23 protein-coding genes are annotated in these 25,884 nt (G+C 61.8%); 11 read left to right on the top strand and 12 right to left on the bottom strand.

Going from position 1 to position 25,884, the window contains the following annotated elements:
- Positions 1 to 17 precede the first annotated feature (17 nt).
- Genes ACMUVN_RS00540 through ACMUVN_RS00530 form a run of 3 tightly spaced genes read left to right on the top strand, consistent with a single transcriptional unit; the run spans position 18 to position 3,552 of the window.
- A complete protein-coding gene (locus ACMUVN_RS00540; protein WP_414814779.1) occupies positions 18 to 1,157 on the top strand; it encodes a PspA/IM30 family protein in 1,140 nt (379 codons plus the stop codon).
- Positions 1,158 to 1,162: 5 nt separating this feature from the next.
- On the top strand, positions 1,163 to 1,810 hold the full coding sequence (locus ACMUVN_RS00535) for an OB-fold-containig protein (RefSeq protein ID WP_414814778.1): 648 nt from the start codon (positions 1,163 to 1,165) through the stop codon (positions 1,808 to 1,810).
- Positions 1,807 to 3,552, top strand: coding sequence for a flotillin family protein (locus ACMUVN_RS00530; protein ID WP_097542050.1), 1,746 nt, complete (start codon positions 1,807 to 1,809; stop codon positions 3,550 to 3,552). The genes ACMUVN_RS00535 and ACMUVN_RS00530 overlap by 4 nt, the downstream gene beginning before the upstream one ends.
- Before the next feature lie 121 nt (positions 3,553 to 3,673).
- On the opposite strand, the gene ACMUVN_RS00525 is transcribed toward ACMUVN_RS00530, so the two are convergent.
- The 8 genes from ACMUVN_RS00525 to ACMUVN_RS00490 all read right to left on the bottom strand — a co-directional run bounded on the left by ACMUVN_RS00525 (position 3,674) and on the right by ACMUVN_RS00490 (position 9,440).
- Positions 3,674 to 4,414 (bottom strand): metallophosphoesterase family protein, encoded by a 741-nt coding sequence (locus tag ACMUVN_RS00525; RefSeq protein WP_097542049.1) that lies wholly within the window; start codon positions 4,412 to 4,414, stop codon positions 3,674 to 3,676.
- A gap of 273 nt (positions 4,415 to 4,687) precedes the next feature.
- Positions 4,688 to 5,044, bottom strand: a complete 357-nt coding sequence (gene uraH / locus ACMUVN_RS00520; RefSeq protein WP_028759000.1) for a hydroxyisourate hydrolase — start codon at positions 5,042 to 5,044, stop codon at positions 4,688 to 4,690.
- Complete coding sequence (locus tag ACMUVN_RS00515; RefSeq protein ID WP_168332792.1) at positions 5,041 to 5,541, bottom strand: ureidoglycolate lyase; 501 nt, start codon at positions 5,539 to 5,541, stop codon at positions 5,041 to 5,043. Before ACMUVN_RS00515 ends, uraH begins: the two co-directional genes overlap by 4 nt.
- Before the next feature lie 4 nt (positions 5,542 to 5,545).
- The gene (locus tag ACMUVN_RS00510) at positions 5,546 to 5,908 is read right to left on the bottom strand and encodes a DUF86 domain-containing protein (RefSeq protein ID WP_047611413.1); all 363 of its coding nucleotides are present in this window, start codon (positions 5,906 to 5,908) and stop codon (positions 5,546 to 5,548) included.
- Entirely contained in the window at positions 5,905 to 6,405 is a 501-nt protein-coding gene (gene uraD / locus ACMUVN_RS00505) for a 2-oxo-4-hydroxy-4-carboxy-5-ureidoimidazoline decarboxylase (RefSeq protein ID WP_028758997.1), read from the bottom strand. Before uraD ends, ACMUVN_RS00510 begins: the two co-directional genes overlap by 4 nt.
- The gene (puuE, locus tag ACMUVN_RS00500; protein WP_028758996.1) at positions 6,405 to 7,328 is read right to left on the bottom strand and encodes an allantoinase PuuE; all 924 of its coding nucleotides are present in this window, start codon (positions 7,326 to 7,328) and stop codon (positions 6,405 to 6,407) included. The genes uraD and puuE overlap by 1 nt, the downstream gene beginning before the upstream one ends.
- 111 nt (positions 7,329 to 7,439) lie before the next feature.
- The gene (locus ACMUVN_RS00495; RefSeq protein WP_168332793.1) at positions 7,440 to 8,147 is read right to left on the bottom strand and encodes a DUF1045 domain-containing protein; all 708 of its coding nucleotides are present in this window, start codon (positions 8,145 to 8,147) and stop codon (positions 7,440 to 7,442) included.
- Positions 8,148 to 8,261: 114 nt separating this feature from the next.
- Entirely contained in the window at positions 8,262 to 9,440 is a 1,179-nt protein-coding gene (locus ACMUVN_RS00490; RefSeq protein ID WP_414814777.1) for an NAD(P)/FAD-dependent oxidoreductase, read from the bottom strand.
- Between ACMUVN_RS00490 and mnmD the strand changes: the two genes are divergently transcribed.
- Positions 9,439 to 10,179 carry a tRNA (5-methylaminomethyl-2-thiouridine)(34)-methyltransferase MnmD gene (mnmD, locus tag ACMUVN_RS00485; RefSeq protein ID WP_414814776.1) on the top strand — a complete coding sequence of 247 codons (741 nt, stop codon included), beginning with the start codon at positions 9,439 to 9,441 and terminating at the stop codon, positions 10,177 to 10,179. The genes ACMUVN_RS00490 and mnmD overlap by 2 nt on opposite strands.
- Here the strand turns inward: mnmD and ACMUVN_RS00480 are convergent.
- A complete protein-coding gene (locus tag ACMUVN_RS00480; protein ID WP_414814775.1) occupies positions 10,176 to 13,541 on the bottom strand; it encodes a response regulator in 3,366 nt (1,121 codons plus the stop codon). The genes mnmD and ACMUVN_RS00480 overlap by 4 nt on opposite strands.
- 295 nt (positions 13,542 to 13,836) lie before the next feature.
- Between ACMUVN_RS00480 and ACMUVN_RS00475 the strand changes: the two genes are divergently transcribed.
- Positions 13,837 to 14,145, top strand: coding sequence for a hypothetical protein (locus ACMUVN_RS00475; protein WP_063474469.1), 309 nt, complete (start codon positions 13,837 to 13,839; stop codon positions 14,143 to 14,145).
- A 172-nt stretch (positions 14,146 to 14,317) separates the two neighbouring features.
- Here the strand turns inward: ACMUVN_RS00475 and ACMUVN_RS00470 are convergent, their stop codons facing one another.
- Together ACMUVN_RS00470 and ACMUVN_RS00465 are read right to left on the bottom strand one after the other, a co-directional pair.
- A complete protein-coding gene (locus tag ACMUVN_RS00470) occupies positions 14,318 to 15,703 on the bottom strand; it encodes an MFS transporter (protein ID WP_097542045.1) in 1,386 nt (461 codons plus the stop codon).
- Between the two features lie 197 nt (positions 15,704 to 15,900).
- Positions 15,901 to 16,848, bottom strand: coding sequence for a dihydrodipicolinate synthase family protein (locus ACMUVN_RS00465; RefSeq protein ID WP_047611424.1), 948 nt, complete (start codon positions 16,846 to 16,848; stop codon positions 15,901 to 15,903).
- Positions 16,849 to 17,007: 159 nt separating this feature from the next.
- Here ACMUVN_RS00465 and ACMUVN_RS00460 point away from each other — a divergent pair, with 159 nt between their 5' ends.
- The 3 genes from ACMUVN_RS00460 (at position 17,008) to ACMUVN_RS00450 (ending at position 21,218) form a co-directional block, all read left to right on the top strand.
- Complete coding sequence (locus tag ACMUVN_RS00460) at positions 17,008 to 18,036, top strand: LacI family DNA-binding transcriptional regulator (protein WP_063474466.1); 1,029 nt, start codon at positions 17,008 to 17,010, stop codon at positions 18,034 to 18,036.
- 140 nt (positions 18,037 to 18,176) lie between these two features.
- Positions 18,177 to 19,292: a DNA alkylation repair protein gene (locus ACMUVN_RS00455; RefSeq protein ID WP_414814774.1), complete on the top strand. Its 1,116-nt coding sequence runs from the start codon at positions 18,177 to 18,179 to the stop codon at positions 19,290 to 19,292.
- Positions 19,293 to 19,538: 246 nt separating this feature from the next.
- Positions 19,539 to 21,218 carry a DEAD/DEAH box helicase gene (locus ACMUVN_RS00450; RefSeq protein WP_063474464.1) on the top strand — a complete coding sequence of 560 codons (1,680 nt, stop codon included), beginning with the start codon at positions 19,539 to 19,541 and terminating at the stop codon, positions 21,216 to 21,218.
- A 160-nt stretch (positions 21,219 to 21,378) separates the two neighbouring features.
- Here ACMUVN_RS00450 and ACMUVN_RS00445 read toward each other — a convergent pair whose 3' ends face one another.
- The gene (locus ACMUVN_RS00445; RefSeq protein WP_414814773.1) at positions 21,379 to 22,281 is read right to left on the bottom strand and encodes a DMT family transporter; all 903 of its coding nucleotides are present in this window, start codon (positions 22,279 to 22,281) and stop codon (positions 21,379 to 21,381) included.
- Positions 22,282 to 22,643: 362 nt separating this feature from the next.
- On the opposite strand from ACMUVN_RS00445, the gene ACMUVN_RS00440 reads away from it, so the two are divergent.
- The 3 genes from ACMUVN_RS00440 to ACMUVN_RS00430 are packed head-to-tail and all read left to right on the top strand — an operon-like array spanning position 22,644 to position 25,831.
- On the top strand, positions 22,644 to 24,053 hold the full coding sequence (locus tag ACMUVN_RS00440) for a circularly permuted type 2 ATP-grasp protein (RefSeq protein WP_047611432.1): 1,410 nt from the start codon (positions 22,644 to 22,646) through the stop codon (positions 24,051 to 24,053).
- Positions 24,053 to 24,994: an alpha-E domain-containing protein gene (locus tag ACMUVN_RS00435; protein ID WP_063474462.1), complete on the top strand. Its 942-nt coding sequence runs from the start codon at positions 24,053 to 24,055 to the stop codon at positions 24,992 to 24,994. The genes ACMUVN_RS00440 and ACMUVN_RS00435 overlap by 1 nt, the downstream gene beginning before the upstream one ends.
- A 12-nt stretch (positions 24,995 to 25,006) precedes the next feature.
- Positions 25,007 to 25,831, top strand: coding sequence for a transglutaminase family protein (locus ACMUVN_RS00430; RefSeq protein WP_063474461.1), 825 nt, complete (start codon positions 25,007 to 25,009; stop codon positions 25,829 to 25,831).
- Positions 25,832 to 25,884 lie beyond the last annotated feature (53 nt).

Genomic DNA, 25,884 nt, shown 5'->3' with positions numbered 1-25,884 from the left:
GCTTTATGTTTTATCCTATGGCGAACACAGGCAAGACACCGCACCTATCGCTGCTGCGCTACACGCTGGCGCCTGATGAACAGGCCCGGCAGGCGCTGGACGATACTCTTGCCGCCTATCGCAGGATGATCGACATCCTGAACGAACGCATCGACGACAGGGCGGGCGCCAATCTCGTCCTCCTGCATGAACTTGCCTATGAAACCGTCCGCGAGCAGACGGGGCTGCCGGCGCGGCTGGTGACACTCGGCCTTCGCGATTTCGCCGCCAATCGTGGCGCGAGTGCCGATCCCCCGTTTCTGCCGCTCGACGACAAGCTTTTCGCCATCAAAGGCCCCGCGGATCTGACGATCGCCACAGTGCACGGGCGCGTTGCCGTACCCTTCGATGTCGCGGGCTATTCCAGGGGATGGGAGAGTATTTTTCCGGCCTATCTTGTGGCCGGCCAGGATCGTTACGAGATTCACATCGGCGTCACGCCGAATTCCGCTCGGATGGAGGAAAACATGACGAATGAAGGCATTCTTTCCCGCATGGGCCGCCTGATCGCGGGCATCGCGAATGCGGCGGTCGACAAGGCGGAAGGCGTCAACAAGATCGCCGTCATCGAACAGGCGATCCGCGAGATCGATGCGGCAGCGGATGAGGCCCGCACCGATCTCGGCAAGGCGCGTGCCGAGGAATATCGCATCCAGAGCCGCAAGGACGAGATCGTCGGAGACATGAACGCGCTCGACGCGAAGATCCGCCTCGCCGTCTCTTCCGGGCGCGATGATCTGGCAAAGGCCGGCGTCGCCCGGCAGATCGATCTCGAATCCCAGATCGCGGCGCTCGACAAGGCGTTGGCCGATGCCAGGGAGCAGCTGGACGAGGGCCAGAAAGCCCTTCAGGCCGTGCTCGCCACGCGCCGCGAGGCGGACGCCCGCCTTGCCGATTTCAAGCGCAGCATCGCCAGGCATCCCGAAGACGCCGCAGCAGGTCACAGCCGGCCCGCGCCGGGCGCCGATGCTGCCCGGGCTGCGGCGGCGGTGTCGCGGCTGACCGGTGTTCCATCAGGCGAGCACGCCCATAGTTCGGAGCTGGACGAGCTCGACCGCTTGCACCGCGAACAGGCGATCGAAGCGCGCCTCGCACGCTTCAAGGCGGATAACCGGTAACGGCGATGGCACTTCTCTTCGCCCCCGAATGTGCCCCCTTCGCCATCGCCGCCGCGGTCCTCGCCGGCCTGACCGCGATCGAGATGCTCGCGACCGTCATGGGTTTTTCGATCATGGAATTTCTAGGAAAACCGGATTTCCATGGCCATGACGGGTTTGCGGGCTACCTGTCCTGGCTCAATCTCGGCGGTGTTCCCCTGCTCATCCTCATCATGCTGGCGCTCGGCTTCTTCGCCATGACGGGCTTTGCCATACAGGCCGTCGCCAATGCCTTCTGGGCACCGCTTCCCGCCACCGTCGCCGCTCTTCCCGCCATCTTGGTTGCCATCCCCATGGTCAGGGCGTCGAGCAGGACCGTGGCGCGGCTCGTGCCGCATGACGAGACCTATGCCGTCGATCTCGACGCGCTCATCGGCCGGACCGCCGAAGTGTCGCTCGGCCCGCTCGATCAGGGGCTGCCAGGACGCGTCCGCGTCAAGGACCAGCATGGAAACTGGCACGTGCTGAGAGCCAAGGCCGCCAGAGATCAGGAGCCTCTGAAGGTCGGCACCAAGGTTCTCCTCGTCGACCGCACGGCAGATGTATTTATCGCCATTCCCGCACTGGCCGACCCGACCGATGCGGACAATCAATCTTTGAGGGACCAGCAATGATATACGACGTTATTCTACCAGCCGGCATTGGGATTGTTCTGATCTTCGGCATCGGTTTTGTCCTCGCCTCTCTTTACACACGCTCCAGCCGCGATGAGGCCTATGTGCGCACCGGCCTCGGTGGCCAGAAGGTCGTGCTCGACGGCGGTTCGGTCGTCCTGCCGATCTTCCACTCGATCGCCAGGGTCAATTTGAAGACGCTGCGGCTCGAGGTTCGCCGCGGTGAAGGTGATGCGTTGATCACCAAGGACCGCATGCGCGTCGATATCGGCGCCGAGTTCTATGTGCGCGTAAAACCCGATGCCTCCTCGATTGCGCTTGCCGCCCAGACGCTCGGCAACCGGACCAATGATGCCGAGGCGCTTCGCATCCTGATCGAAGCGAAATTCGTCGACGGCCTTCGCTCGGTGGCCGCGACGATGAACCTCGACGCGCTGCAGGAACAGCGCATGGATTTCGTCAAGGCCGTGCAGGAAGCCGTCGGCGCCGATCTCCAGTCGAACGGCCTCGAGCTCGAATCCGTGTCCCTGACACGCCTCGACCAGACCGACATCAAGCATTTCAACGCCAACAACTTCTTCGATGCGCAAGGTCTCGCCGCATTGACCCGTATCACCGAGGGACGCAAGAAGGAGCGAAACGAGATCGTTCGCGATACCGAAGTCGCCATCGCCCAGAAGGATCTCGAGGCCCGCCAGCAATCGCTGACCATCGAGCGGACCAAACGGGAAGCCGAGCTCAGCCAGGAACGCGACATCGCCAACAAATCCGCGGCGACACGCGCCGAAACCGCGCAGCAGGAACAAGCCGCAAAACGCGCCGAGGAGGAAGCCCGCATCGCTTCCGAACAGGCGATCGCCGAACGCGAGGCGTCCGCCAAGCAGGCCCGCGAAAGCGCCAACATCGATTCGGCCCGTGCCGTCCAGCAGCGCGACACCGAAGCCAAGCGTGACCTGCAGATCGTGGCGCAGGAAAGCGCCATCGCCGTTGCCAACAAGAGCCGCGAAGAATCCGAAGCGAAGGCGGCTGCGGAAGCGGCTCGCGCGCTGGCGATCGCGGCAGAGGAAAAGGTCGGCACCGCCAAGGCGATCGAGATCGCCGAACGCGAAAGGCAGATTGCCGTGATCGACGCGCGCAAGAAAGCCGAGACGGAAGCAACCGCCGTCACCGTCGGCGCCGAGGCAGAAAAACAGGCGGCAAGCGATCAGGCCGAGGCCATCAAGACGCTCGCGACCGCCGAAGCGGATGCGGCGATCATCAAGGCCAAGGGTATTCTCGAAACCGGCAAGGCCGCCGCCGAGAGCGAGGCATTGCTTAACGACGCCCGCAACAAGTTGAGCGCTGCCATCATCGAGTTCGAGATCACCCGCGAGCGTATCCGCATCATTCCCGAGGCGCTCGCCGAGGCGGTCAAGCCGATCGAGAAGATCTCCGATATCAGGATCTTCGATACCGGCGGCATGCTCGGCCGCGGAAACGGCGCGACCGGAGGAACCGGCATCGGCCTCGGCGAAGGACTGGCAGGCCAGCTCCTCTCCTATCAGGCCAACAAACCGATCCTCGACAAATTGTTGAAGGAGGCCGGCTTCGAGGGCGACGACGCCATCTCGTCCCTCCTTGGAAATCTCGATGGCGCAAAACCGGCAAGACCGGCAATGCCTGCCGCAGCCCCGGTAAAGCCGGCAACACCGGCTGCAGCCCCGGCAAAGCCGATCGTCCCCCCGGCACCAAAGGAGAAATGATCGCCGCGCTGACGGGTCTGGACTAGATCAGGCCGGTTTCGGCCTAAAATCTGAATCCTGTTCTAAATTAAATAGTTAGCGCATGATGCCGAAAGCCGTTCACACTTTTCGGCATCGTGCTCTATCTCACCCAACCCGCTGCCAGCGCGCCTGCCCAGTCGGCACGGCCCCTTTCGGCGGCCAGTGCCGACATCGCCTTATGGTCATAGGCGACGGCTCGGAACTGCCATGTCCATCCGGCCGCCGTCTTTTCCAGAATGGCATAGCTGGCCAGCGGATGACCGGCCTCCACCTTGTGGTAATAGGGCATTTCGTCGTCATAGGCCGGGCAGCCGACGCTGCCGGGATTGACGATGAGGCGGCCGTCGGAAAGCATGATAGCTCGGGGAATGTGACTGTGGCCGCAGAGGATCAGCGGCAGGTCGACGCCCTCCGCCAGCGCCTCGATCGCTTCGATCGGCTTCAGAAAGACGAAGCCCTCCGGGGAAACCGATTCCAGCCAGTAGAGATTGTCGTCCTTCGGCGTCGCATGGCAGAGATAGACCTCGCCGCGATAGACGGTATCGAACGGCAGGCTACGCACCCAATCGAGATGCGACGACGACAATTGCCGATAGGCGGCGGCATCCGAGGCATGCATGGAAGCCGGATCCTGTTCGATGAGGTAGCGGTCGTGATTGCCGCGAACCGAGGTCAGGCTAAGCGGCATCAGCAGGTCTGCCGTCTTGCCCGCCTCGAGCGGTCCGCTGAAGAAATCGCCGAGATTGACGATCTCATCGATGCCCTGCGCACGAATATCCGCAAGCACCGCCTCCAACGCCAGATGGTTGCCGTGGATATCCGCAATTGCCGCGAACCGCATTTTTAGAGCCTTTCCTGGTCAGATTGAAGCATTCTGCCGGAGCAGGTTTTCGTCAGGGCAGAGGCGATTGGCGAAGGGCATACCTCTTGGTACGTCCGAGCCGATCGCCTTTGATCCTGGCGGAAAGATGCCCAGCCCTTCGGGTTGGCTGAAACGGGCCGGCTGATCGACCGGCCGGCTTGGCCGTAGAGCTGGGCTACGACGCGCGCCGGCCGGTCGACCATCCAACTCCGTTTGAGCCAACAGAATGCTTCAATCTGACCAGGAAAGGCTCTAACTCCCTCGATAGGTGGAATAGCCATAGGGCGAAATCAGCAGCGGCACATGGTAGTGCGCCGTGACATCGGCGATACCGAAGCGGATCGGCACGATGTCGAGGAAGGCAGGATGCGGCAGCGGCGTGCCGCTCGCCCTCAGATAGTCGCCAGCATGGAAGACCAGTTCATAAATGCCGGCCCGGAAGCCTTCGCCAACCAGGATGGGGCCACCGTCGACCCGGCCGTCGGCATTGGTCTCGACCGTCTTCAGATGTCTGCGGATCTCGCCGTCGAGCTGGAAAAGATCGATCCTCAGACCCTCGGCGGGCTTGCCGAGGGCGGTGTCGAGAACATGCGTGGTCAGTCCGGTCATGGGGCTGGCTCTTTGATGATGTAAGGGGTTTCGAAGAAGAATTCTTCCAGATTATTGCCCGGCCCATCGCGGTCGACAACCAGGAAATCTGAGGCTTGGCCGAGCACCATCAGCGGATGATGCCAGACGTTGCGGCGGTAGTTCACGCCCTGATCGCCACGCGCCAGAAACACCTGCGGCCTGTGCGGACGGCCGTTCTCGTCCTCGGAAACGATGACGAGAAAGGAACGGCCAGAGACCGGCGAGAAACTCTGGCTGCCGAATGGGTGCCGCTCCATCATGGTGATTTCATAGGGGAAGGCACGCGGCTGGCCACGAAAGAGGTTGATGATGACGCGTGCGCCTTCGCCCGTCGCTTCAGCGGCGGCCAGCGCGTGAAAACGCTCCGTCGTGCCGCCATTGATGAGCCGCATCGAGGCCGGATCGGCTTCGATCACCTCGCCGAAGGGTGCGAAGGCGGATTTGGTGAGCGGGCGGATCTCGAGAAATTCGGACATGGCTTCACTCGCCTTGGGCATGCCAGTAACGGACAGCGTCGATCGCGGAAAGAAGTTCCGGCAGCGTGCGATACGTCGCCTCCCAGATTTCGGAGGGATTGAGATCGAAGACGTCCTCGAGAATGCGATTGCCCGTGCCACAGATTTTCGTCCATGGCAGGTCGGGATGCTCGGTCGCAAATTCTGGATGTGTGACGAGCAGGCGGGACGCCGCAGCGCCGATGGTGAAGTGGCAGAAGGCAACCGCCTTGAAGGTGAGCTTGTCCCCGGCGAACGCCGCCTCATCCATTCCGCCGACGAAAGACAGCGCTTCGGATGCTGCCTCATACATCTCGTTGAGATAATCGATAGCGCGCCGCTCTTTCATTCAGCCTCCGGCAGCATCGATGTCAGCCGTAGCAGCGCGATCCGCTCGACCTGCGCCGTCGCGGTCGCAAATTCCTCGTCCCGATCGTTGCCGATGCGAGTTTCGAAAGCCGACAGGATGTCGTCTTTGCCGAGCCCCTTGACGGCGATGATGAAGGGAAAGCCGAATTTTTCGACATAGGCCGAATTGAGTTCGGTGAAGCGGCCGTGTTCGGCCGGGCTCAGCCGGTCGAGACCGGCGCCGGCCTGCTCCTTCCGGCTGTCTTCGGTGAGTTCGCCTGCTATGGCGAGGCGCCCGGCAAGATCGGGATGAGCCAGCAGCACGCCGAGACGCTCCTCTCGGCTTGCCGCCCGGAAGACGGCCACAAGGGCCGCATGCACGCCTGATGCCGTCAGCGGCGCCGGCAGGTGGCCGGCGTCATAGGCGCGCTCGGCAATAAAAGGCGAATGTTCGAAGACGCCGCCGAAGCGGGAGACAAAATCCTCGCGCGACATCATCAGAGCGCATCCGGCTGATGATGCTTGTGCCAGTGCTCGGCGATCTCGATGCGGCGCGGAATCCAGACCTTGTCGTGCTTCAGCACATATTCGATGAACCGCTTCAGTGCCGCCGCCCGGCCCGGGCGCCCGACGAGACGGCAATGCAGGCCGACCGACATCATCTTCGGGCTGCCCGCCTTGCCTTCCTCATAAAGCGTATCGAAGGCATCCTTCAGATAGGTGAAGAACTGATCGCCGGCGTTGAAGCCCTGCGGCGTCGCAAACCGCATGTCGTTGGTTTCGAGCGTATAGGGGATGATCAAGAAGGGTTTCCCGTCGACGCCCTTCACCCAATAAGGCAGGTCGTCGGCATAGGAATCGGAGGAATAGAGAAAACCGCCCTCCTCCTGCACCAGCCGAAGCGTATTGTCGGAAGGCTTGCCCTGATACATGCCGTAAGGCCGCTCACCGGTGAGTTCGGTGTGCAGCCGCACGGCTTCGAGGATATGCTTGCGCTCCAGATCTTCAGGAAAATCCTTGTATTCCAGCCAGCGGTAGCCGTGGCTGGCAATTTCCCAACCGGCCTCCTTCATCGCGGCGACGGCCTCTGGGTTGCGGGCCATTGCCAGCGTCACGCCGTAGACGGTCGCCTGCACCTTGAGATCGGTGAACATCCGCCAAAGCCGCCAGAAGCCGGCACGCGAACCATACTCGTAGATCGATTCCATGTTGAGGTTGCGCTGCCCAGGCCAGGCGGCTGCGCCGACGATTTCCGACAGCAGGTTTTCGGAAGCCGGATCGCCGTCAAGGATCGAACTCTCGCCGCCCTCCTCGTAGTTGATGACGAACTGCACGGCGACGCGTGCCTCGTCCGGCCATTTCGGATCGGGCGTCAGACGCCCATAACCGACAAGATTGCGCGGATAGGTCTCGGATACCATCAAATCACCTTCTGAAAAGACGGGGAACGGTAGCATCCGCAGCCGGAATGTCGAGACGGAAACTGCGCAACGGGACTTTCCCATTACGGAACAAGTCTTTAGCCTGGATATTCAGGCGATCTTGCGCGCGCTGACCTTGCCCATCGGATGCAGCGAATGAACGCGGAAAGGGCCGCCGGTGCCCTCCTCGATCATCAGCGCCACGTTGGAAACCGTGACCGGCTCGCATAGCACAGGCTCGAAGATCGTCTGCAGCGCCGGCTCGATCCGCGGCATGTCGATCGCGTTGACAGGGCCTGTCACCGGCATATGAAAGCGGAACTCCTCCATCACGTAAGGGCTACCCCAGCGATGCAGATTGGCAAATTGCGTCGCCGACAGCCCGTCCGGATCGCTGCGTTCGATCTCGGCCTCGCTCAGCGGCGCGCGGAAACGATCGAATTCCTGCACGATCGCCGAGGCGAGATACTGGATCTGCTCGCAGGGAATACTCGGCAGCAGGCTGTAGAAATTGCCGAGCCGGGCGACTTCGATACGCGGAATCTGGAAGGGAACGAAGGTCCCGGAAAAACGCATCAGATCGCGCAGGAGTTGCGCTTCCGACATCTCGTGAGACAAGTGAAATGGCGCCTTCAAAACGCCGTGAAAACCATAGCGCCGCGGCACGGCGGTATGGAAGGCGATCTCGTGAATGCCGAGACCACGAACGGCCGGAGGCTCCACCATATCGCCCGAAAACACGTTGCGGCCAAGCCAATTGGCGGCCACGAGCGATAGCGGGTCGCTCGCCGGGGGCGTGAAGCAAATGGCATAGCGCATGCAATTTCCTCCATCAAGGAAGTGAGCGCCGCTGCCTTCAGGCGCTGTCGATGCGCAAGCAGATAGGTGATTTGCATGACAGAATAACGAAACGCAGCGGCGCCTAATTCACGTTTAACGTGAAGCCGCCGCGATGTGGCTTGAAATTGCGAAACTTTCCGGCAACAAAAATCCGCAATCTGTATCGCCTGCGATTGCTATCGCCGCCTCCGCCAGTCGGTGCGCCAGGCCGAAGCTGACCTTGAAGCCGCCGGTCAGCGCGATCAGGCGTGGGTGATCGGGGTGGCGGCCGATCATCGGATCCCGGTCGGTCGCCTTCGGGCGAAGCCCCGCCCAGCGCTCGACGACCGGGGCGTCGCGAAGGCTTGGCACGACCACCCGCGCCGTCTCGATCAGCATGTCGAGCTGGGCGTCGGTCGACATGGGATCGTCAAAGCGGTTCTCACTGGTGCTGCCGATCGCCACGTGCCCGCCTTCATGCGCGACGACATAGAGCCCGTCGAGAAAGATCGTCGGCAGCGACGGGTCGATATCGGCTTTCAACAGAGCCGCCTGCCCTTTGACCGGCTGGCCGAGCGGCTGCTTCAGCCCGGGCGTCAGCTCCTGCAACAGCGGAAAGGACTGATAGCCGGCGGCCAGGATGCAGCGGCTGAAAGCCAAGCTTTCGCCGCCTATTTCGGCCGTGCCGCGATCGGGATCAAGGCCTGCAACCCTGGCATGTTCGATGATGCGCACATGTCTTGCCTGCCGCAGGAAGGCAACAAGCGCCGCGATCAGCAACCGCGGCGCAACGCGCGCGGCGAGCGTGTCGTGCACGAAGCCGCTCTCGCCGGCGGACGCCTCGATCCAGCCATCGACTGGCGGACTGTCGAGCACATGCCAGTGGAAGCGGCGCTCGCCCGCCCGCCAATGGCGCTCGGCGTCTTCGAAATGGCCGCGCGCTATGCGGTTGAGATGCGGCTTCGGCAACGGGATCAGCCGCCCCGACCTGGTATAACCGGCGGAAAGCCCGGTCATTGCTTCGAGCGCTGCGATTTCGGCTTCGAGTAGGACCAGCGCATCGAACTGGAACTGCTTCTTTTCAGACCACCGATCCGGCATATGCGGCATCAGCGCGCCGAGCAGGCCGCCGCTTGCGCCTTCGCCCAATCTGCCGGCGTCAGCAATAAGGGTACGGATGCCCCGGCGCTCGGCGTGGACGGCCGCCCAGAGACCCATGATGCCGCCGCCGACGATCAGCAATTCCGAGGATGATTGACCTGAGACCTGCTGCGGATTATCGGCTTTTTCCATGACAGACGTGAACCCCAATCAGATTGGCGCAGGCGCGCCGCAGCCGCTCGAATGGCGCGACGGCGATATGCCCTATTCCACCGCCTTTGGCGATCATTTTTATTGCCAGACGGATGGCCGGCTGGAATGCGGCCACGTCTTCCTCGCCGGCAACGGCCTGCCGGCGCGCTGGAACGGGCGGCAGGAATTCGTGATCGGCGAGCTCGGCTTCGGCACCGGCCTGAACTTCGCCGAGACCTGGCGGCAGTGGAAGCTCCACCGTGCCGGCGGCCAGCACCTGCATTTCATCTCCTTCGAGCTCCATCCGATGCGTGGCGAAGAGATCGGCCGGGCGCTGTCGCATTGGCCGGAGATCGATAGCGAGCGCGAGGCGCTGACGGCGGCCTGGCCGCAGACGCCTGCTGGAACCGTCTCGCTCGATCTCGATCCTCAGACGCGGCTCAGCGTCGTCTGCGGCCGCGCGCTCGACGGTGTCGCCGCGGCAAAGCCCGGCTTCGACGCCTGGTATCTCGACGGCTTCGCCCCGTCACGCAACGGCGACATGTGGTCGGAGGAACTGATGCGGCTCGTCTGCGAGAAAAGTGCCGCCGGCGGCACGTTCGCCACCTATGCGGCGGCCGGCTTCGTGCGCCGCAACCTCATTGCCGCCGGTTTTGCCGTCGAGCGCCGCCAAGGCTTCGCCGGCAAGCGCGAAATGCTCTGCGGTATCAAGGCGTCCCCGGGTCAGCGCGCGGATTAATAGCTGCTGCGCTCCGGCTGCCGCTCGCTCGTTCCGAGCCATTGCCGGATTTTCTCTTCCAACAATTCAGGGCTGATCGGCTTCGACATGTAATCGTCCATGCCGGCGTCGAGGCAAAGCTCGCGGTCGCTTTCGAGCGCATGGGCGGTGACCCCGATGATCGGCACGCGGTGCCCCTGGCCCTTTTCCCTTTCGCGGATCGTCTGGGTCGCCTGATGGCCGTTCATGACGGGCATGGAGACATCCATCATGATGATGCGCGGCGTATGCCGCTCCCAGGCAGCGACCGCCTCCTCACCATTCTCGACGACGAGGAAGGAAAGACCCGTTCCCTGCAGGATCTGCGTGAAGACGATCTGGTTGACCTCGTTGTCTTCGGCAACGAGCACGTCGACGAATTCGGCCGCCCGCTTCTGCGGCGCGGGTGCCGGCGGCTTTGCCGGTGCCGCCGTGTCCCTCTGCAGCCGGGCAATCTCGGCCTCGGAGGCCTGCTTGACGCGGCTGGCGCGCACCACTTCGACGACGGTGTTGCGCAGCACGTTGGCGCGCGCCGGCTTCATCAGATGCGCGTGGCCGTTGAGCGCCGCGAATTCCTTTTCCGTGCCGGAAATATCCATCGACGTCAGGAAGATGATCGGCAATTCGAAAAAGCGGGGATCGGCGCGGAGCCGGCGCGCGACATCGGCGCCGTTCATATCGGGCATGTGATAGTCGAGCACCACGGCATCGACGGCAATGCCGAGATCGGCCGCCGCCTCGAGGATCGCAAGGCCGGTACCGCCGCCTTCGGCGGCCACGCCGTCGAAACCCCAGAGAGCAAGCTGCTCGGTCAGAATGCGCCGGTTCACGTCATTGTCGTCGACGACGAGGACGCGCGCGCCCTGCACGTTGATCGGCAACGGCTTCGGTTCGATGCGGGCGGCCGCCACCGCAAACGGCAGATTGACGGTGAAGACCGAACCCTTGTTGCCTTCGCTTTCGACGTTGAGATACCCGCCGAAAAGGTCGACGAGCCCGGCAGTGATCGCAAGGCCGAGGCCCGTTCCCTCATGCCGGCGGGTCGAGGAGGCGTCCACCTGCGAAAACTTGTCGAAGATCGATTCGAGCTTCTCCGGCGGGATGCCGATACCGGTATCCTCGATGCGGATGCTCGCCATGATCTCACCGCCGTCGGCGGCCTGAAAGCCGAGATCGACGAAGACGTGGCCACGCTCGGTGAACTTGACGGCGTTGCCAACGAGATTGGTGACGATCTGACGGAAACGCCCGGCATCGCCGATCACGGCGGCAGGCAGGTCGGGTGCGGCCCGCACCAGCAGCTCGATGTTCTTCTCGGCGGCATGCGAAGACAAGAGTGTCGCCACGTCCTCCACAGCTTCGGTGATATCGAAAGCGGCCTTGCGCAGTTTCATCTGTCCGGCATCGATCTTCGAGAAGTCGAGGATGTCATTGATAATCGTCAGCAGCGCATTGCCCGATTTGACGATGATGTCGACGAAAGTCTTCTGGCGCGTGTCGAGATTCGTCTTGGCAAGCAGTTCCGCCATGCCAAGCACGCCGTTCATCGGCGTGCGGATCTCGTGGCTCATATTGGCGAGGAATTCGGATTTGGCGCGGTCGGCGGCTTCGGCGCGCGACAGCAGCTGCCGCAGTTCCTCCTCACGGCTCTTCAGCTCGGTGACGTCGGTGAAGAGCGCCACCCAATGCTGCCCCTCGCTGACCGTCGCCTCCATGTTGACCCAGCGTTCCCCGGCGACATGGAAGACGGTGGAAATCGGCTGCCGCGCCGCAATATTGGCGCGCCAGCCCTGCAGGATCTCGGCCGCCGCATCATGGAAATCGCCGCGCGCCGCGCAGAAATCGAAGAGCCCGAGCCAGCTCACGCCTGGCTCGATATAGGGGGCCGGAATGCGCAGGATCTCTGAAAGCGCTTCGTTGGATAGCTTGATGATGCCGTCCTGGACGATGGCGATCCCCTGCGACATGGCGCGCGTTGCATCGCGCATCATCTCGCCGACCTGCTCCAGCGCCGCACGCGCCTCGTGGATTTCCTTTTCCCGTTCGCGCACCGCCGAAATATCGGCATAAGAAAGCAGGATGCGGTCGTGGGAGAGGCGGCGGCTGTCGAAGATGACGGATTTGCTGCCCGCCCAGCCGAGTTCGATCGGCTCCGGCTCATCTGTCTCGAACAGGTGCTTGCGGAAGGCGTAGATTTCCTCCGGCGTCTGCGTGCCGTCGTAGCGACCGAGCTCGTAATTGCGGCGGATGACGTCGATGAAGTGGCGACCGTCGAAGCGATCGTCGAGCGGCAGATCCCAGATGCTGTAGAATTCGTCGTTGACGTAGAGAATCCGATGGTCGTTATCGAGGATCAGCACGCCGACCGGCAGCGAACGCAGGATGCTTTCGATATCCCGGTGCAGGATTTCTTCCTGCTTGCGCGACGCAATCAGCGCCTTTTCGCGTTCCTTGAGCGGCGAGATGTCGGAAAAAGAGCCGACGACATAAGTGCGGCCGTCCGCCGTCATGACGCGGTTGACGCGCGAGATGACGGGATAGACGTGGCCGCTCTTGCTCGGCATTTCGCTTTCGATCTCCACCGACGTGCCGTACTTCAACGCCAGCAGGTTTTCCTGGTAGATCGCCTCGCCACCTTCCGGCCCGAACATTTCATATTCGGTCATTCCCAGTATCTGGGAGCGGTCGTGGCCGCTGAAGGTGTCGTAATATTTATTGGCATAGACCAGGCGGTGCCCGTCATCGCGCACGAAGACTGCAACCGGTAGGTCCTCCAGGACAGTGCGGAGAACGTCGAGTTCGTTGACGCTCTCGCCCCAGGCCGAATCTCCGGCGGCCGCAGGCTTGGCGCCATTACGGTAGGCGGCGTTGACGACCAGCGGGCGGCCGTCCCCGGCAAAGATGCCGATCGGATGATCAAGCTTTTCCAGCACCTCGCGCACGCGAGCGAAATCGGCGGCGACACCGCTATCGCCAACGGCGCGGCGCGGCGCCTCGCGCACTTCGAAAATGCCGAGCACATAGGCCCGCTCCGGCGACGGAGAGAAGCTCTCGATCTGAATGCGCTCATGGCCAAGGCCTGCCGCATCGAAACAGATGGCGCTTTCCTCGGTGCCGAACACCAGCGCGCGGCGTTCCCTGTCCTCGCGCTCCTCTTCCTCGGGACGGTCGAAGAGTTCGCGGCTGCGTCTGCCGATGAAATCGGAGATTTCGCGGCCCAGAAAACGGGCATAGGCCTCGTTGACGGCGATATAGCGCAGCTCGCTGTTCTTGACATAGGCCGGGGCATCCAGATCAGCGATCCGGCGGCAAGCCAACTCCAGAAGGTCCCCGGCTGATTTCAAAAATATAGCTCCAGCAATGAATGAAATATCGACTACAAAAACTATAACGCCAAGGCTTTTAACAAGGTTTTAACCATAAATTTCGATAGCGAAATTTTACGGGCCGGCTCGCCAATTTCCGGCTCGCCAAGTTGAAGACAACTCACCTTGACCGCCCAGACTTGAAAGCAGGGGATCCGCTGAAATCATGACAAAAATTTAATGCCGAAACCGCTTGCGCGGCCATTGCGGCGCCGTGATCCAGGCCGAGTCTCGACATGGCTTTATTGGAAGCCAGCCATGAAAGGAAAATAGCATGTCCGTTTTTCATAAGACCATGGCGACGGGCCTGATCGCGCTGACCTTTGCCGGCGCCTCGCTCGCCACCGCTACCACCGCCGATGCCCGTCCACGCGATGCCTTCTGGGGCGGCCTTGCCGCCGGCGTCGTCGGCGGCGCGCTGCTGTCCGAGGCCGCCCGTCCCGCCTACCCTGTCTATCCCGCCTATCCTGTTTATCGCCCCTATCCCGTCTATAGGACCTATTACCGGCCGTCCTATTGCCATCTCGAATGGCGGCATGATCGCTGGGGCGATCCCTACCGCGTCAAAGTCTGCCCGGAATAGAGAAGCCTCAATTCGGCGCCGCTTGACCTTCGCAGACGCCGGTCCATGACAGCGCCGCGCGGCTTTCAGACGTGCGGCGCTGTAACACTTTGAATTGCTGCAACGGCAATCAAATGAAACTGGCGGATTTTCATCCGCCAGATCAAAGCCAATCAGACCACATTTTGAACCGTTACGGAGAAAGCTCCTCCAGCACGCGATCCTTGGTTTCTATTGCAAACAGCATGGTGATGATTGCACCGACGATCAGAATGGCTGCGAAGCTCACGAAGACATACTGGATGCCCATGGAAGACATCACCGTGCCGACGAGGATCGGGCCGGTCGATGACCCCAAGCGAAGCCAGGCGCTACCGGTTCCTGTTCCCAGTGCCCTGAGGCGCGTCGGGTAGATCTCTGCCGAGTACAGGTACAAGGAAAATGTGACGGTCTGGACGATCGCATAAGCGAGACCGGCAAGAACCAAAACCTGGATGGGAGAGGTCGCGCCGAGCCATGCGAGGGCCAGCAGCGGCACGGGAGCGAGAAGCAGCGCACCCGTGTACCAACGCTTGCGCCCCACTTTATCGATGAGCAGCGCGCAGATGACAGCCGCGATCACGCCGCCGACTGACGTCAGGAAACCATAGAAGATGCTGGTTTGAAGCGGCAGGTTGAAGACCTGTCGATAAAGGGTCGGCAGCCAGGTGATCGTACCGTTGGCCACCGTATAGGCGGTAAACCACATTGCCCAGATGGAAAGCGTCCGCTTCAGGTAAACGCCCTGGAAGAGCTCGCGCCAGTCCGACGTGCGGCGGACCGGCGCTTGGATGAGCTTCGGTTCGGGCAGTTCCTTGCCGGCGGCACGAGCGCTTTCTTCCATGCGGGTGACGATAGCGTTTGCTTCGCCGTATCGGCCGTTGGCAGCCAGCCAACGCGGTGATTCCTTGAGGAACCAGCGCAGCGGAATCATCAGGATTGCGGGAACGAGGCCGACGACGAACATCGCCTTCCAACCGTAAACCGGTACCATGAAGTAGCCGATCAGCCCGGCGCCGACGAGGCCCAACAAGAACATGACCTCATAAAGGAGGAAGAACTTGCCGCGCCCCTTCGACCCGATCAACTCGTTGATATAGGCGCTGGCGACCGGGACCTCGCCGCCGGTGCCGATCCCCTGGACGAAACGGAAGGCCATCATCATGCCGGCCCCGGCAGCGAACAGGCATGCGACATCCATGCTGACGAAGAGCAGGATCGTGAAGAGAAGAACTTTCAGCCGGCCGACCTTCTCGGCAAGCCAGCCAAACAGGATCGCACCGATCAACTGTCCCAGATAGCCCATCGATAGGATCATGCCGGTCTGTGAGGGGCTCAGGCCCCACTCGCGGACGAGGACGGGCATGGCATAAGCGATAGCGATGACCGTGTAGCCGTCGAAGAACGTTGCGGCGCCGACGATATTGCGCGCCCAGAACACCTCGCGGGTGATGGGGAGGCGCTCCAGACGAGCGCTGATTTCGGCCTGAGGATCAGCGGCATTCGCCGTCTCAGCCGGTATAGGCTGCATGACATTCATTGGTTCCTCCTTCTCGCCCCGTGGCCTACCACTCTCCCGGCCAGGGGCGCTCCTGCTTGATGGTTGCTACTGCGCGTCAGTTTGTCCTGTCAGAGCAATGGCCTTCAAAGACGTTCAAACCTGCCTCGGCGGGTTTCCATGACTTCCTCCTCCCTTTGCAATGCGCCCCTGCGACCTGCGCAGGGGCGTCAAAGAGGTCACTCGGCAGCCAGCAGTTGGTCAACGCGACCAATACCGGCAGCGTCGAAGGCAGCAAAAATCTCCGCTTCTGCCTTGTCGCCAAGGCTCTTCAGCGGCTCGCGGATCGTGGCGTGGTCCAGGATACCGCGGTGCACGAGGCCGAGTTTCAGGGCCACGGTGCCTTCCATATGAGAGCCGCGATGATAGACGGCACGCGTCACCGGAAGAAGGCGCTCGAAGATTTTGCGCGCTTCCGGATAGTCCTGCGCCTTGCCGGCTTTGATCAGGTCGATGAGCAACTCCGGCGCGATATTGCCATAGCCGACGAGCAGGCCATCGACATCGAACATGGTTGGCAGCAGCCATTCATCGTGGCAGCTCAGAACCTGCAGCTTTGGATTGGCCTTTTTCAGCTCTGGAATTTCGACATACCAGCGCTTCATATTGCGCACGCCGTTCTTGGTGGCGACGACGCCTTCCTGTGTGGCAATCGCAAGCTGTGTATCGAGATCGTAAGATGCCTTGGTGGCGTCGGGATACTGGAACAGGATGCACTGGAGGCCGGACTCCTGCCAGATTGCCTTGTAGCGATCCTGAGGCGCTCCCTTCTGAAAGCCGAAACGCAGCCAGCCGTGGTTGGGATAGACGAGTGCGCCGGTGGCACCCGCGGCTTTGCATTTCCTGGCCTCTTCAGCGGCGACCTTCGTGCCTTCACCGGTAATCCCGGCAATGATCGGAACGGCACCGTCGACTGCTTCAACATATGTGCGGATGAGAGCAAGGCGCTCCTCTTCCGTGAGGAAGGTGCCCTCGCCGGCATGGCCGAGGATGACGAGGCTTTTGACGCCTTCCATCGAGACCAGCCATTTGGCGAGCTTGGCGTTGGCTTTGTGATCAACTTCGCCGTCACGGGTGAAAGCGGTAACGGGGGCCGGGCTCAGCCCGCGCATATCCATCGGTTGCATATTGGTCTCCTCCTTCGTGTGATCGCGGTTCACTCGCGATCGTATAGGATCGTTTACGGGAACGTTCCCACTATCGTTCTTGAATTTCCTGGAGTCAATATCTTTTTTGGTGCATGCTGAGAGCGGCGGCCCAATGCCGACTCGAATGGAAAAGGCTCAATGAATTCAAAAGCGGATGAAGTTCCGGGACAGACCCGCGTCACTATTCACGGCGTGGCTGCCGCAGCCGGCGTCTCCAAGTCTACCGTGTCCCGCATTCTGGACGAGAGGCTTCCGCGCTCCGACAGTGAGACCGCGCGGCGCGTGCGCAAGGTTGCCGAAGAGCTCGGATACGTTCGCGATGTTTCTGCAGCGAGCCTCAGGCGCGGCAACACGATGACGGTCGGGGTGATTGTACCCAGGCTGACGGATACGGTCATGGCCATGCTTTACGAAGCGCTGGCCAAGGCCTGCAGCCGTAGTGGCCGCTTCGCGATTGTCGCAACGACCGACGACAAGCCAAGAGCAGACCGGCTTGCGGCCGAGTCTCTGTTGAAGCGGGGTGTCGATGGATTGATTCTTTCGACGGCGCGGGAAGACGATGACTTTCCGGACGAGCTGGCAAAACGCGGCATTCCCTATGTCCTGGCGCTCCGAACGGATGGCCACAGCCTCTCGTCAGTCGGCGATGACAGGCTCGGTGGCTACCTCGCGGCCCGCCATCTCCTCGATCTCGGCCACCGCAGAATTGGCGTCATTGCCGGTCCATCCTATGCCTCCAGTTCGCGGGGGCGCGTGGAGGGTTTCCGCCACGCCCTGGAAGAGGCTGGATTGAATGCAGATCCCTCATACATCATTCCCTCGACATTCGGCATCGAGTCCGGTGCGGTAGCCGTCGAGACACTGATGCATCTCAGTCCACGTCCAACCGCCGTTTTCGCCGTCAACGACAATACTGCCATCGGCGCTTTGTCGGGACTGACGAAACTTGGCCTTTCCGTGCCGCAGGACATCTCGATCGTAGGCTATAACGACATTCCGATTGTCAGCCACCTCCCCACACCGCTCACGACACTACGGGTGCCGTTCGAGCAAATTGCATCAAACGCCCTTGATCTTCTTGCAGGTGACAACAGTCCTGCCGAGGAGCGCATTCGGATCTCGGCCCCAACCCTCATTCCAAGGAAATCGACGGCACCGTTGCGTTGAAAGGTCGCGAAGTCGCGCGCTTCCGCTATCTGCACCCGATTGCTCGGGTGGATGCGATCACTCTATTCTCCAACAAAGGCCAGCTGTTTCGCAGACCAAGCCGCCCTCATGCGGCCGCCGCATAGAGGAAGGACCCCAGCATGCCGGAACCGCTCAAGAACCTGCTGCATGAAGCGCTGGTCGGCGATATGGCCGATCGTATTGGTGGCAACGCGTCGGATTTCGACAGAGACCGTTTCGTGACGCTGGCGACCAATGGCCTCACGGCGCTGGAACTGATGGAGCGCTCGGCGCTGATCCGCGACGCCCTGTTTGCCACGCTTCCCGATGATTTCCGCGAGGCCGCAGCCATTCTGATGGCAAGCCTGCCCGCCACCGGCAGGCCGGGGCTCTCCGGCTGGATGCTGTTGCCGGTCAATCAGTTCATCGCTGCGCGCGGCCTTGATCATTTCGATCTCGGCCTCGATCTGCTGAAGGCGCTGACGCCGCATTTCACGGCCGAATTCGGCATCCGGCAATTCATCCACCGCGACCAGCAACGCGCGCTCGCCATCATTTCCGGCTGGGTCGCCGATCCCGACCGGCATGTGCGCCGGCTGGCGAGCGAGGGAACGCGGCCACGTCTTCCCTGGGCCATGCGCCTGCCGCAGCTCGTAAAGGACCCGGCGCCGATCCTGCCCATCCTGACCGCGCTGATGGATGACCCGGAGGATTATGTGCGCCGTTCCGTCGCCAACAGCCTGAACGACGTCGCCAAGGATCACCCCGATATGGTCGCCGCCTTCATCGCCTGTCATATCGATGCCGCTTCGCCCGAACGCCGCTGGCTGCTGAAACACGCCTCGCGCACGCTTCTGAAGAAGGGCCACGCGCAGGCGCTCGCCAATTTCGGCTTCGCCGCCACCGCTTCGCTCCAATGCGAACTACGGCTTGTAAACGGTGAGGTGATGTTCGGCGAAGGGTTGGATTTCGAAATCCGGTTGACGAATGCCGGCGAGATCCCGCAATCGCTGATGATCGACTACGCCATCCACCATGTGAAGGGCGACGGTTCGCTCTCGCCCAAGGTTTTCAAGTGCAAGACGATCACGCTCGCGCCCGGGCAAAGCCAGACGATTGAGCGCCGCCACGCCATGCGGCCAATCACGACGCGGCGCTATTATCCCGGCAGACACCGCATCGCCATCCTCGTCAACGGCGCGGAGACCGCATCGGAAAGCTTCGTCCTCGTCATACCCTCAGCTAATCCAGGCTAAGGCTTTCTTGTGCACCGCACTTGACTTTCCACGCGAACTAGCCCAAATGCGGGTCAGCTTTCACCCTTCCGGCCGCCGCGTGAGCGTGCCCCTGCTAAAAAATACGGACGCAGGAAGAAGGGACAAAAGCGCATTTCGATAGAGCGCCGCACTCCCATGAGCGGCCAGAAGCGCTGGAAAGCTTTTTCCAACTCACAAGTTCCCACTTCACGCGGGGTTCTTGACGCCAGAATGAAACCGGATCGCATGGTGCGTTCCGGCAATAGTCGTTGTGGCGCCCCGAAAGGTTATGCCTTGACTAATTTTGAATCGCTTGGTGTCTCCAAGCCGATCGTCGCTACTTTGTTCCAGCTCGGCATCGAAACGCCGACACCCATCCAGGAACATGCCATTCCTCTCCTCCTCGAAGGCCGCGACCTGATCGGCCTCGCCCAGACCGGCACCGGCAAGACCGCCGCTTTCGGCCTGCCTCTCATCGAAAAGCTGCTCGCCGACGAACGGCGTCCCGACAACCGCACGACGCGGACGCTGATCCTGGCCCCGACCCGCGAACTGGTGAACCAGATCGCCGAGAGCCTGAAGAAGTTCATCCGCAAGTCGCCGCTGCGCATCAATGTCGTAGTCGGCGGCGTTTCGATCAACAAGCAGCAGCTTCAACTCGAAAAGGGCACCGATATCCTCGTTGCCACGCCTGGCCGCCTGCTCGACCTCGTCAATCGCCGCGCGATCACGCTGACCACGGTCCGCTATCTCGTGCTCGACGAAGCCGACCAGATGCTCGACCTCGGCTTCGTGCATGATCTGCGCAAGATCGCCAAGATGGTGCCGAAGAAGCGCCAGACCATGCTCTTCTCGGCCACCATGCCGAAGGCGATCGCCGATCTCGCCGGCGAATACCTCGTCGATCCCGTCAAAGTCGAAGTTACGCCTCCGGGCAAGGCTGCCGACAAGGTCGAACAATACGTCCATTTCGTCGGCGGCAAGAACGACAAGACGGAACTGCTCCGCAAGTCGCTGACTGAAAACCCGGATGGCCGCGCCATCGTCTTCCTGCGCACCAAACACGGTGCGGAAAAGCTGATGAAGCATCTCGAGAACATCGGCTATTCCGTTGCCTCGATCCATGGCAACAAGAGCCAGGGTCAGCGCGAACGGGCGCTGAAGGCCTTCCGCGACGGCAGCATCAAGACGCTGATCGCCACCGACGTCGCCGCCCGCGGCATCGATATCCCGGCCGTCAGCCACGTCTACAACTACGATCTGCCTGAGGTGCCCGACGCCTATGTCCACCGCATCGGCCGCACGGCGCGCGCCGGCCGCGACGGCATCGCCATCGCCTTCTGCGCCCCTGACGAAGCCAAGCTGCTGCGTGACATCGAACGCCTGATGGGCATCGATATCACCGTCGCAAGCGGCGAACCTCCGGCGAACATGAATGCCACACCCCGTCGTGCCAACGGCAACGGCAACAACCGCAATCGCAATGGCGGCCAGGGTCGCGAAAGTAATGGTCGCGGCGAAGGCCGTGGCGACCAGAATCGCTCCGAGCATCGCGGCAGCCGCCAGGAGCGCCGCCCGCGCCCCGAGCGCCCGACCAGCCGTAACGAGGATTTCCGCGGCCAGCGCCGCGGCGAAGTGACCCCGGATCTCGGTCCTGATAACGATCTGGTCGCAACCTCCGACTTCCGCCCCTCGGCAAAGCCGCAGCGTCCGGCGCATCACGGCGCCCACGCCAATGGCGAACCGAGCGGTCATCACCGCGGCAATAATCGCCATGCCCACGGCCGCCCGGCCCGCAAGCACGGCGAAGACCGCGGCCCGCAGCAGGCCCAGGGCGGCGAACCACGCCGCGACGGCAACGGCGGCAACCGCCGCGGTGGCTCAGGCTCCCGCAACGGCAGCGGCCAGCGCCGCGAACGCGCCTGATCGTTGAACGACTGAAAAGCGGAAAGGCCGGGGATATCTCCGGCCTTTTTGTTATCTCCGCATCATGCTTTCCGAGAATCGGAATCGATTTTCAGAAAGCATGATGCGAGGGTTGAAAGTGTTAGGGTGTCTTTTCTGCGTCCGAAAGAACGCACAGGCTCTATACCTCGACCGGCCTATGCTCGCTGACCGCCCGGCGGTTGGTGAGATAAACGCCTGTCACGACCACCACGGTGCCGAGGATCAACGGCAGGGTCAGCGGTTCCCCGAAGGCGATGAAGGCCTCGAGCGCGACGGTCGGCGGCATCAGGTAGATCAGCGAGGCGGCGCGGGACACCTGGCCGCGACGGATCAGATGAAGCAGCAGTCCGACCCCGCCCATCGACAGGCCGAAAACCGACCAAATGAGCGCGCCATAGGCCTGCGCGGCGCCATCGAAATGCTGATGCTCGAAGATGAGCGAAAGCGGCAGGGTGAGGATCAGCGCGCCGATATATTGCAGGGTCGCGATCGTTCTGAGGTCACCGGATTGCAGGTGTTTCTTCTGGTAGAGCGTGCCGTAGGTGACGGACGCCATGGCGACGAGGTTGATCGCCAGCGGCAGGGCGGCATGGGTGAGATCGGCGGCCGCCGGATCGAGCAGCTTCGGCGAAATCGCAATGGCAATGCCGATGAAGCCGAGAGCAAGGCCAAGTTTCTGTGCCTGCTGCAAGCGCTCGCCGATGAGGAAAGGAGCCGCCATCGCCGTCAACAGCGGCTGCAGTGCCGCGATGATGCCCGATATGCCGGCCGGCACCCCGTTGGCGATCGCCCACCAGAGACCGGCGAGATAGAAACCATGCAGGAAGAAACCGGAATAGATGGCGCGCAGCGCTGTCGCCCGGCTTTTGGGCCATCGCGCCCGCACCGCCAGGCAGAGCGCCAGAAACGCCGCCGCCGACAGCGCGTAACGTATCGAAAGAAAGGTGAAGGGCTCGGAATGCAGCGAGGCATATTTCGCCACCACCCAGCCCGTGGACCAGAGCAGGACGAAAACGGCGGGGGCAAGGCGATCGAGGGACATGGCGGCTCGCAATAAAAGCTTCGCTGTGCTGATAGCGGCACCCCGTAGCCGCAGTCAAAGGCGAAGCGTTGATGCTTATTTGAAATTTCGCTGATGCAAGGACCCGATGGCGGTTCTGCAGAGGTCGGCGAGCCTCGCGCGCATGGCCATATTCGATCGCCTTGGCCGAACGAAAAACGGTCATATGCTCAGATTTTACGCAGGCACCTTGGATGAATATCCGCCATGCCGCAACGCATCACGTTAAATGCCCAGATTTTCACCCGTTTCCCGCAGCGCAAAATCTTTTCCCCGAACTGCGCATGGTTCTTGCATTGCCATTTGCGTTGTATTCAAATGAACAAAAAAGGGGAGCCGCGCTTTTGGCATTTGATGAAATGATTACCGGGGACGAAAGCCCTCGCCCGCCTTATGACAAATACTTCGAGTGGTACAACAGCCAAGACCGGGCGCATCTGATTGCCAAGTCCCGCGATGCGGAAAACATCTTCCGGAAGACCGGCATCACATTCGCGGTCTACGGCCATGCCGACAGTTCCGAAAAACTCATCCCCTTCGACATCATTCCCCGCATCATCTCCGCCCGCGAATGGCGCAAGCTCGCCCAGGGCATCGAGCAGCGGGTAATCGCACTCAACGCTTTTCTGGACGATATCTACCATAAGCAGGAGATCATCCGCGCCGGCCGCATCCCGCGCGAACTGATCGAGAACAACGTCACCTTCATCCCCGAGATGATCGGCTTCCGTCCGCCCGGCGGCGTCTACACCCATATCGTCGGCACCGACATCGTGCGCACCGGCGAGGACCAGTTCTACGTGCTTGAGGACAACGCCCGCACGCCCTCCGGTGTCAGCTACATGCTGGAAAACCGGGAAACCATGATGCAGATGTTCCCGGAACTGTTCCACAAGAACAAGGTGCAGCGTGTCGAGGATTATCCCTATCTCTTGCGCCAGAGCCTCGCCTCGCTTGCTCCTCCCGGCTGCACCGGCAAGCCGCGCGTCGCGGTGCTGACCCCCGGCATCTACAATTCGGCCTATTACGAGCATTCCTTCCTCGCCGACATGATGGGCGTCGAACTGGTCGAGGGCTCGGATCTGCGCGTCATCGACGGCAAAGTGAAGATGCGGACGACCCGCGGTTACGAGGCGATCGACGTGCTCTACCGCCGCGTCGACGACGACTTCCTCGATCCCCTGACCTTCCGGGCCGATTCCGCGCTCGGCATTCCCGGCATCATGGATGTCTACCGTTCCGGCAACATCACCATCGCCAATGCGCCGGGCACCGGCATTTGCGACGACAAGGCGATCTATTCCTATATGCCCGAGATCGTCGAATTCTATACCGGCCGCAAGGCCCTGCTCGAAAACGTGCCGACCTGGCGTTGTTCGGAAGCATCAAGCCTGAAATACGTGCTGGAACATCTGGAGGAGCTGGTCGTCAAGGAAGTGCACGGTTCCGGCGGCTACGGCATGCTTGTGGGACCGACGGCATCGAAGAAGGAACGCGCCGATTTCGCCGAGAAGCTGAAGGCCAAGCCGAACAATTACATCGCCCAGCCGACGCTGTCGCTCTCCACCGTGCCGATCCTCGTCAACAAGGGCATCGCGCCGCGCCATGTCGACCTTCGCCCCTATGTGCTTGTATCCGACAAGGTTCAGATCATTCCGGGCGGGCTCACCCGCGTGGCGCTGAAGCAAGGCTCGCTGGTGGTCAATTCCAGCCAGGGCGGCGGCACCAAAGACACCTGGGTATTGGAGGACTGATGCTCGGAAGAACCGCAAACGGCCTCTACTGGATGTTCCGTTACATCGAGCGCGCCGAAAATATCGCCCGCCTGATCGATGCCGGGTTGCGCATGTCGCTGACCCGCAGCAGCACTGGCGATGACAACTGGGACGGCGTGCTGCAAAGCGCCGGCGTGCGCGAGGCCTATGACGAAGGCCACGCAAAGCTGACCAATGCCGACGCGATCGACTATCTCCTGCGCGATCGCGCCAATCCGTCGAGCGTCATGTCCTGCATCGAGTCCGGCAGAAACAATGCCCGCATGGTGCGCACGGCTCTGACGCGCGAGACCTGGGAAGCCACCAACGAATGCTGGATCGAGCTGAAGTCTCTGCTCGAAAAGCGCGTCAAGGCGGCCGACATGCCGGAGGTGATCGACGTCATCAAGCGCCGTGCCGGCCTCATCCGCGGCGCCTTCCACGGCTCGACACTGCGCAACGAACTCTATAATTTCGCCCGCATCGGCACCTTCATCGAGCGGGCCGACAATACCAGCCGCATCCTCGACGTGAAATATTACGTGCTGCTGCCCTCGGTCTCATCAGTCGGCTCCTCTCTCGACAATGTGCAGTGGGAATCGATCCTGCGCTCGGTCTCCGCACACCGGGCCTATAGCTGGGCCTATGACGGCGAATACCGGGCGATGAACATCGCCGACTTTCTGACGCTGAATGTGCAGATGCCGCGCTCGCTTGCCTATTGCTATGAGAAGATCGTCAGCAATCTTGGCTATCTCGCCACGGATTACGGGGAGAGGCTCGCCGCTCACGATACGGCGGACGCAATCCGCACCACACTGCAGACGAGAGCGATCCGGGATATCATGGATCAGGGCCTGCACGAATTCCTGGAGGATTTCGTCGCGCGCAACAACAAGCTCGGTGCGGAAATTTCCGACGGCTACCGGTTCTATGTATAAGCGGATCAGAACATGAGAATGAAGATCAGCCATCTCACCGAATACCGCTACGACGGACCGACGCAGTTCTCGCTGCAACGGCTGAGGTTGACGCCGCCGACGAGCCCCCATCAGAAAGTCCTCACCTGGGCGCTGAACGTCGAGGGTGCCGTACCCGAGGTCGAGTATGACGACCAGTACGGCAATCACGTCAATCTGGTCTCGCTGGAAGGCGAGCAGGACGTGACGCGCATTCTGGCCGAAGGCGAGGTCGAGACGGAGGACAACAACGGCGTCACCGGCCCGCATACCGGCTTCTGCCCACTTTGGCTGTTTCTGCGCGACACGCCGCTGACAAAGGGCGGCAAGCTGGTCAAGGAACTGATCAAGGGCGTCGGAGGCGATAACGAGCTTGCCCGCATGCATGCGCTGATGGCGGCAATCCACGAGACGGTCGACTATAAGCCCGGCACCAGCAACACCGAGACGACGGCCGAACAGGCGCTGGAGAAGAAGAGCGGCGTCTGCCAGGACCACGCGCACATCTTCATTGCCGCCGCCCGCGCCCTGCAGGTGCCGGCGCGTTACATCTCGGGCTATCTGATGATGGAAGAGAAGGTCGAGCAGGCGGCGACCCATGCCTGGGCCGAGGCCCATATTCCCGGCCTCGGCTGGGTCGGCTTCGATCCCGCCAACGAGATCTGCCCGGATGCCCGGTACGTCAGGATCGCCTCCGGCCTCTGCTACCGCGACGCCGCGCCGATTTCAGGCATGCGCATCGGTACGCCGGGCGAAACGTTGTCGGTCACCGTGAAGGTAGAAGACGGCGGCCAGATGCAAAGTCAAAGCCAGAGCTGACTGGACACTCCCGAAATCCACCTTATTTCGGGAGGCGTCGCACGTCAAAATTG

Source organism: Rhizobium sp. IY2 (assembly GCF_047532935.1).
Classification (GTDB): domain Bacteria; phylum Pseudomonadota; class Alphaproteobacteria; order Rhizobiales; family Rhizobiaceae; genus Rhizobium; species Rhizobium anhuiense.
Note: the sequence above shows the minus strand (reverse complement) of the source record. Positions and strands in the feature narration are given on the sequence as shown.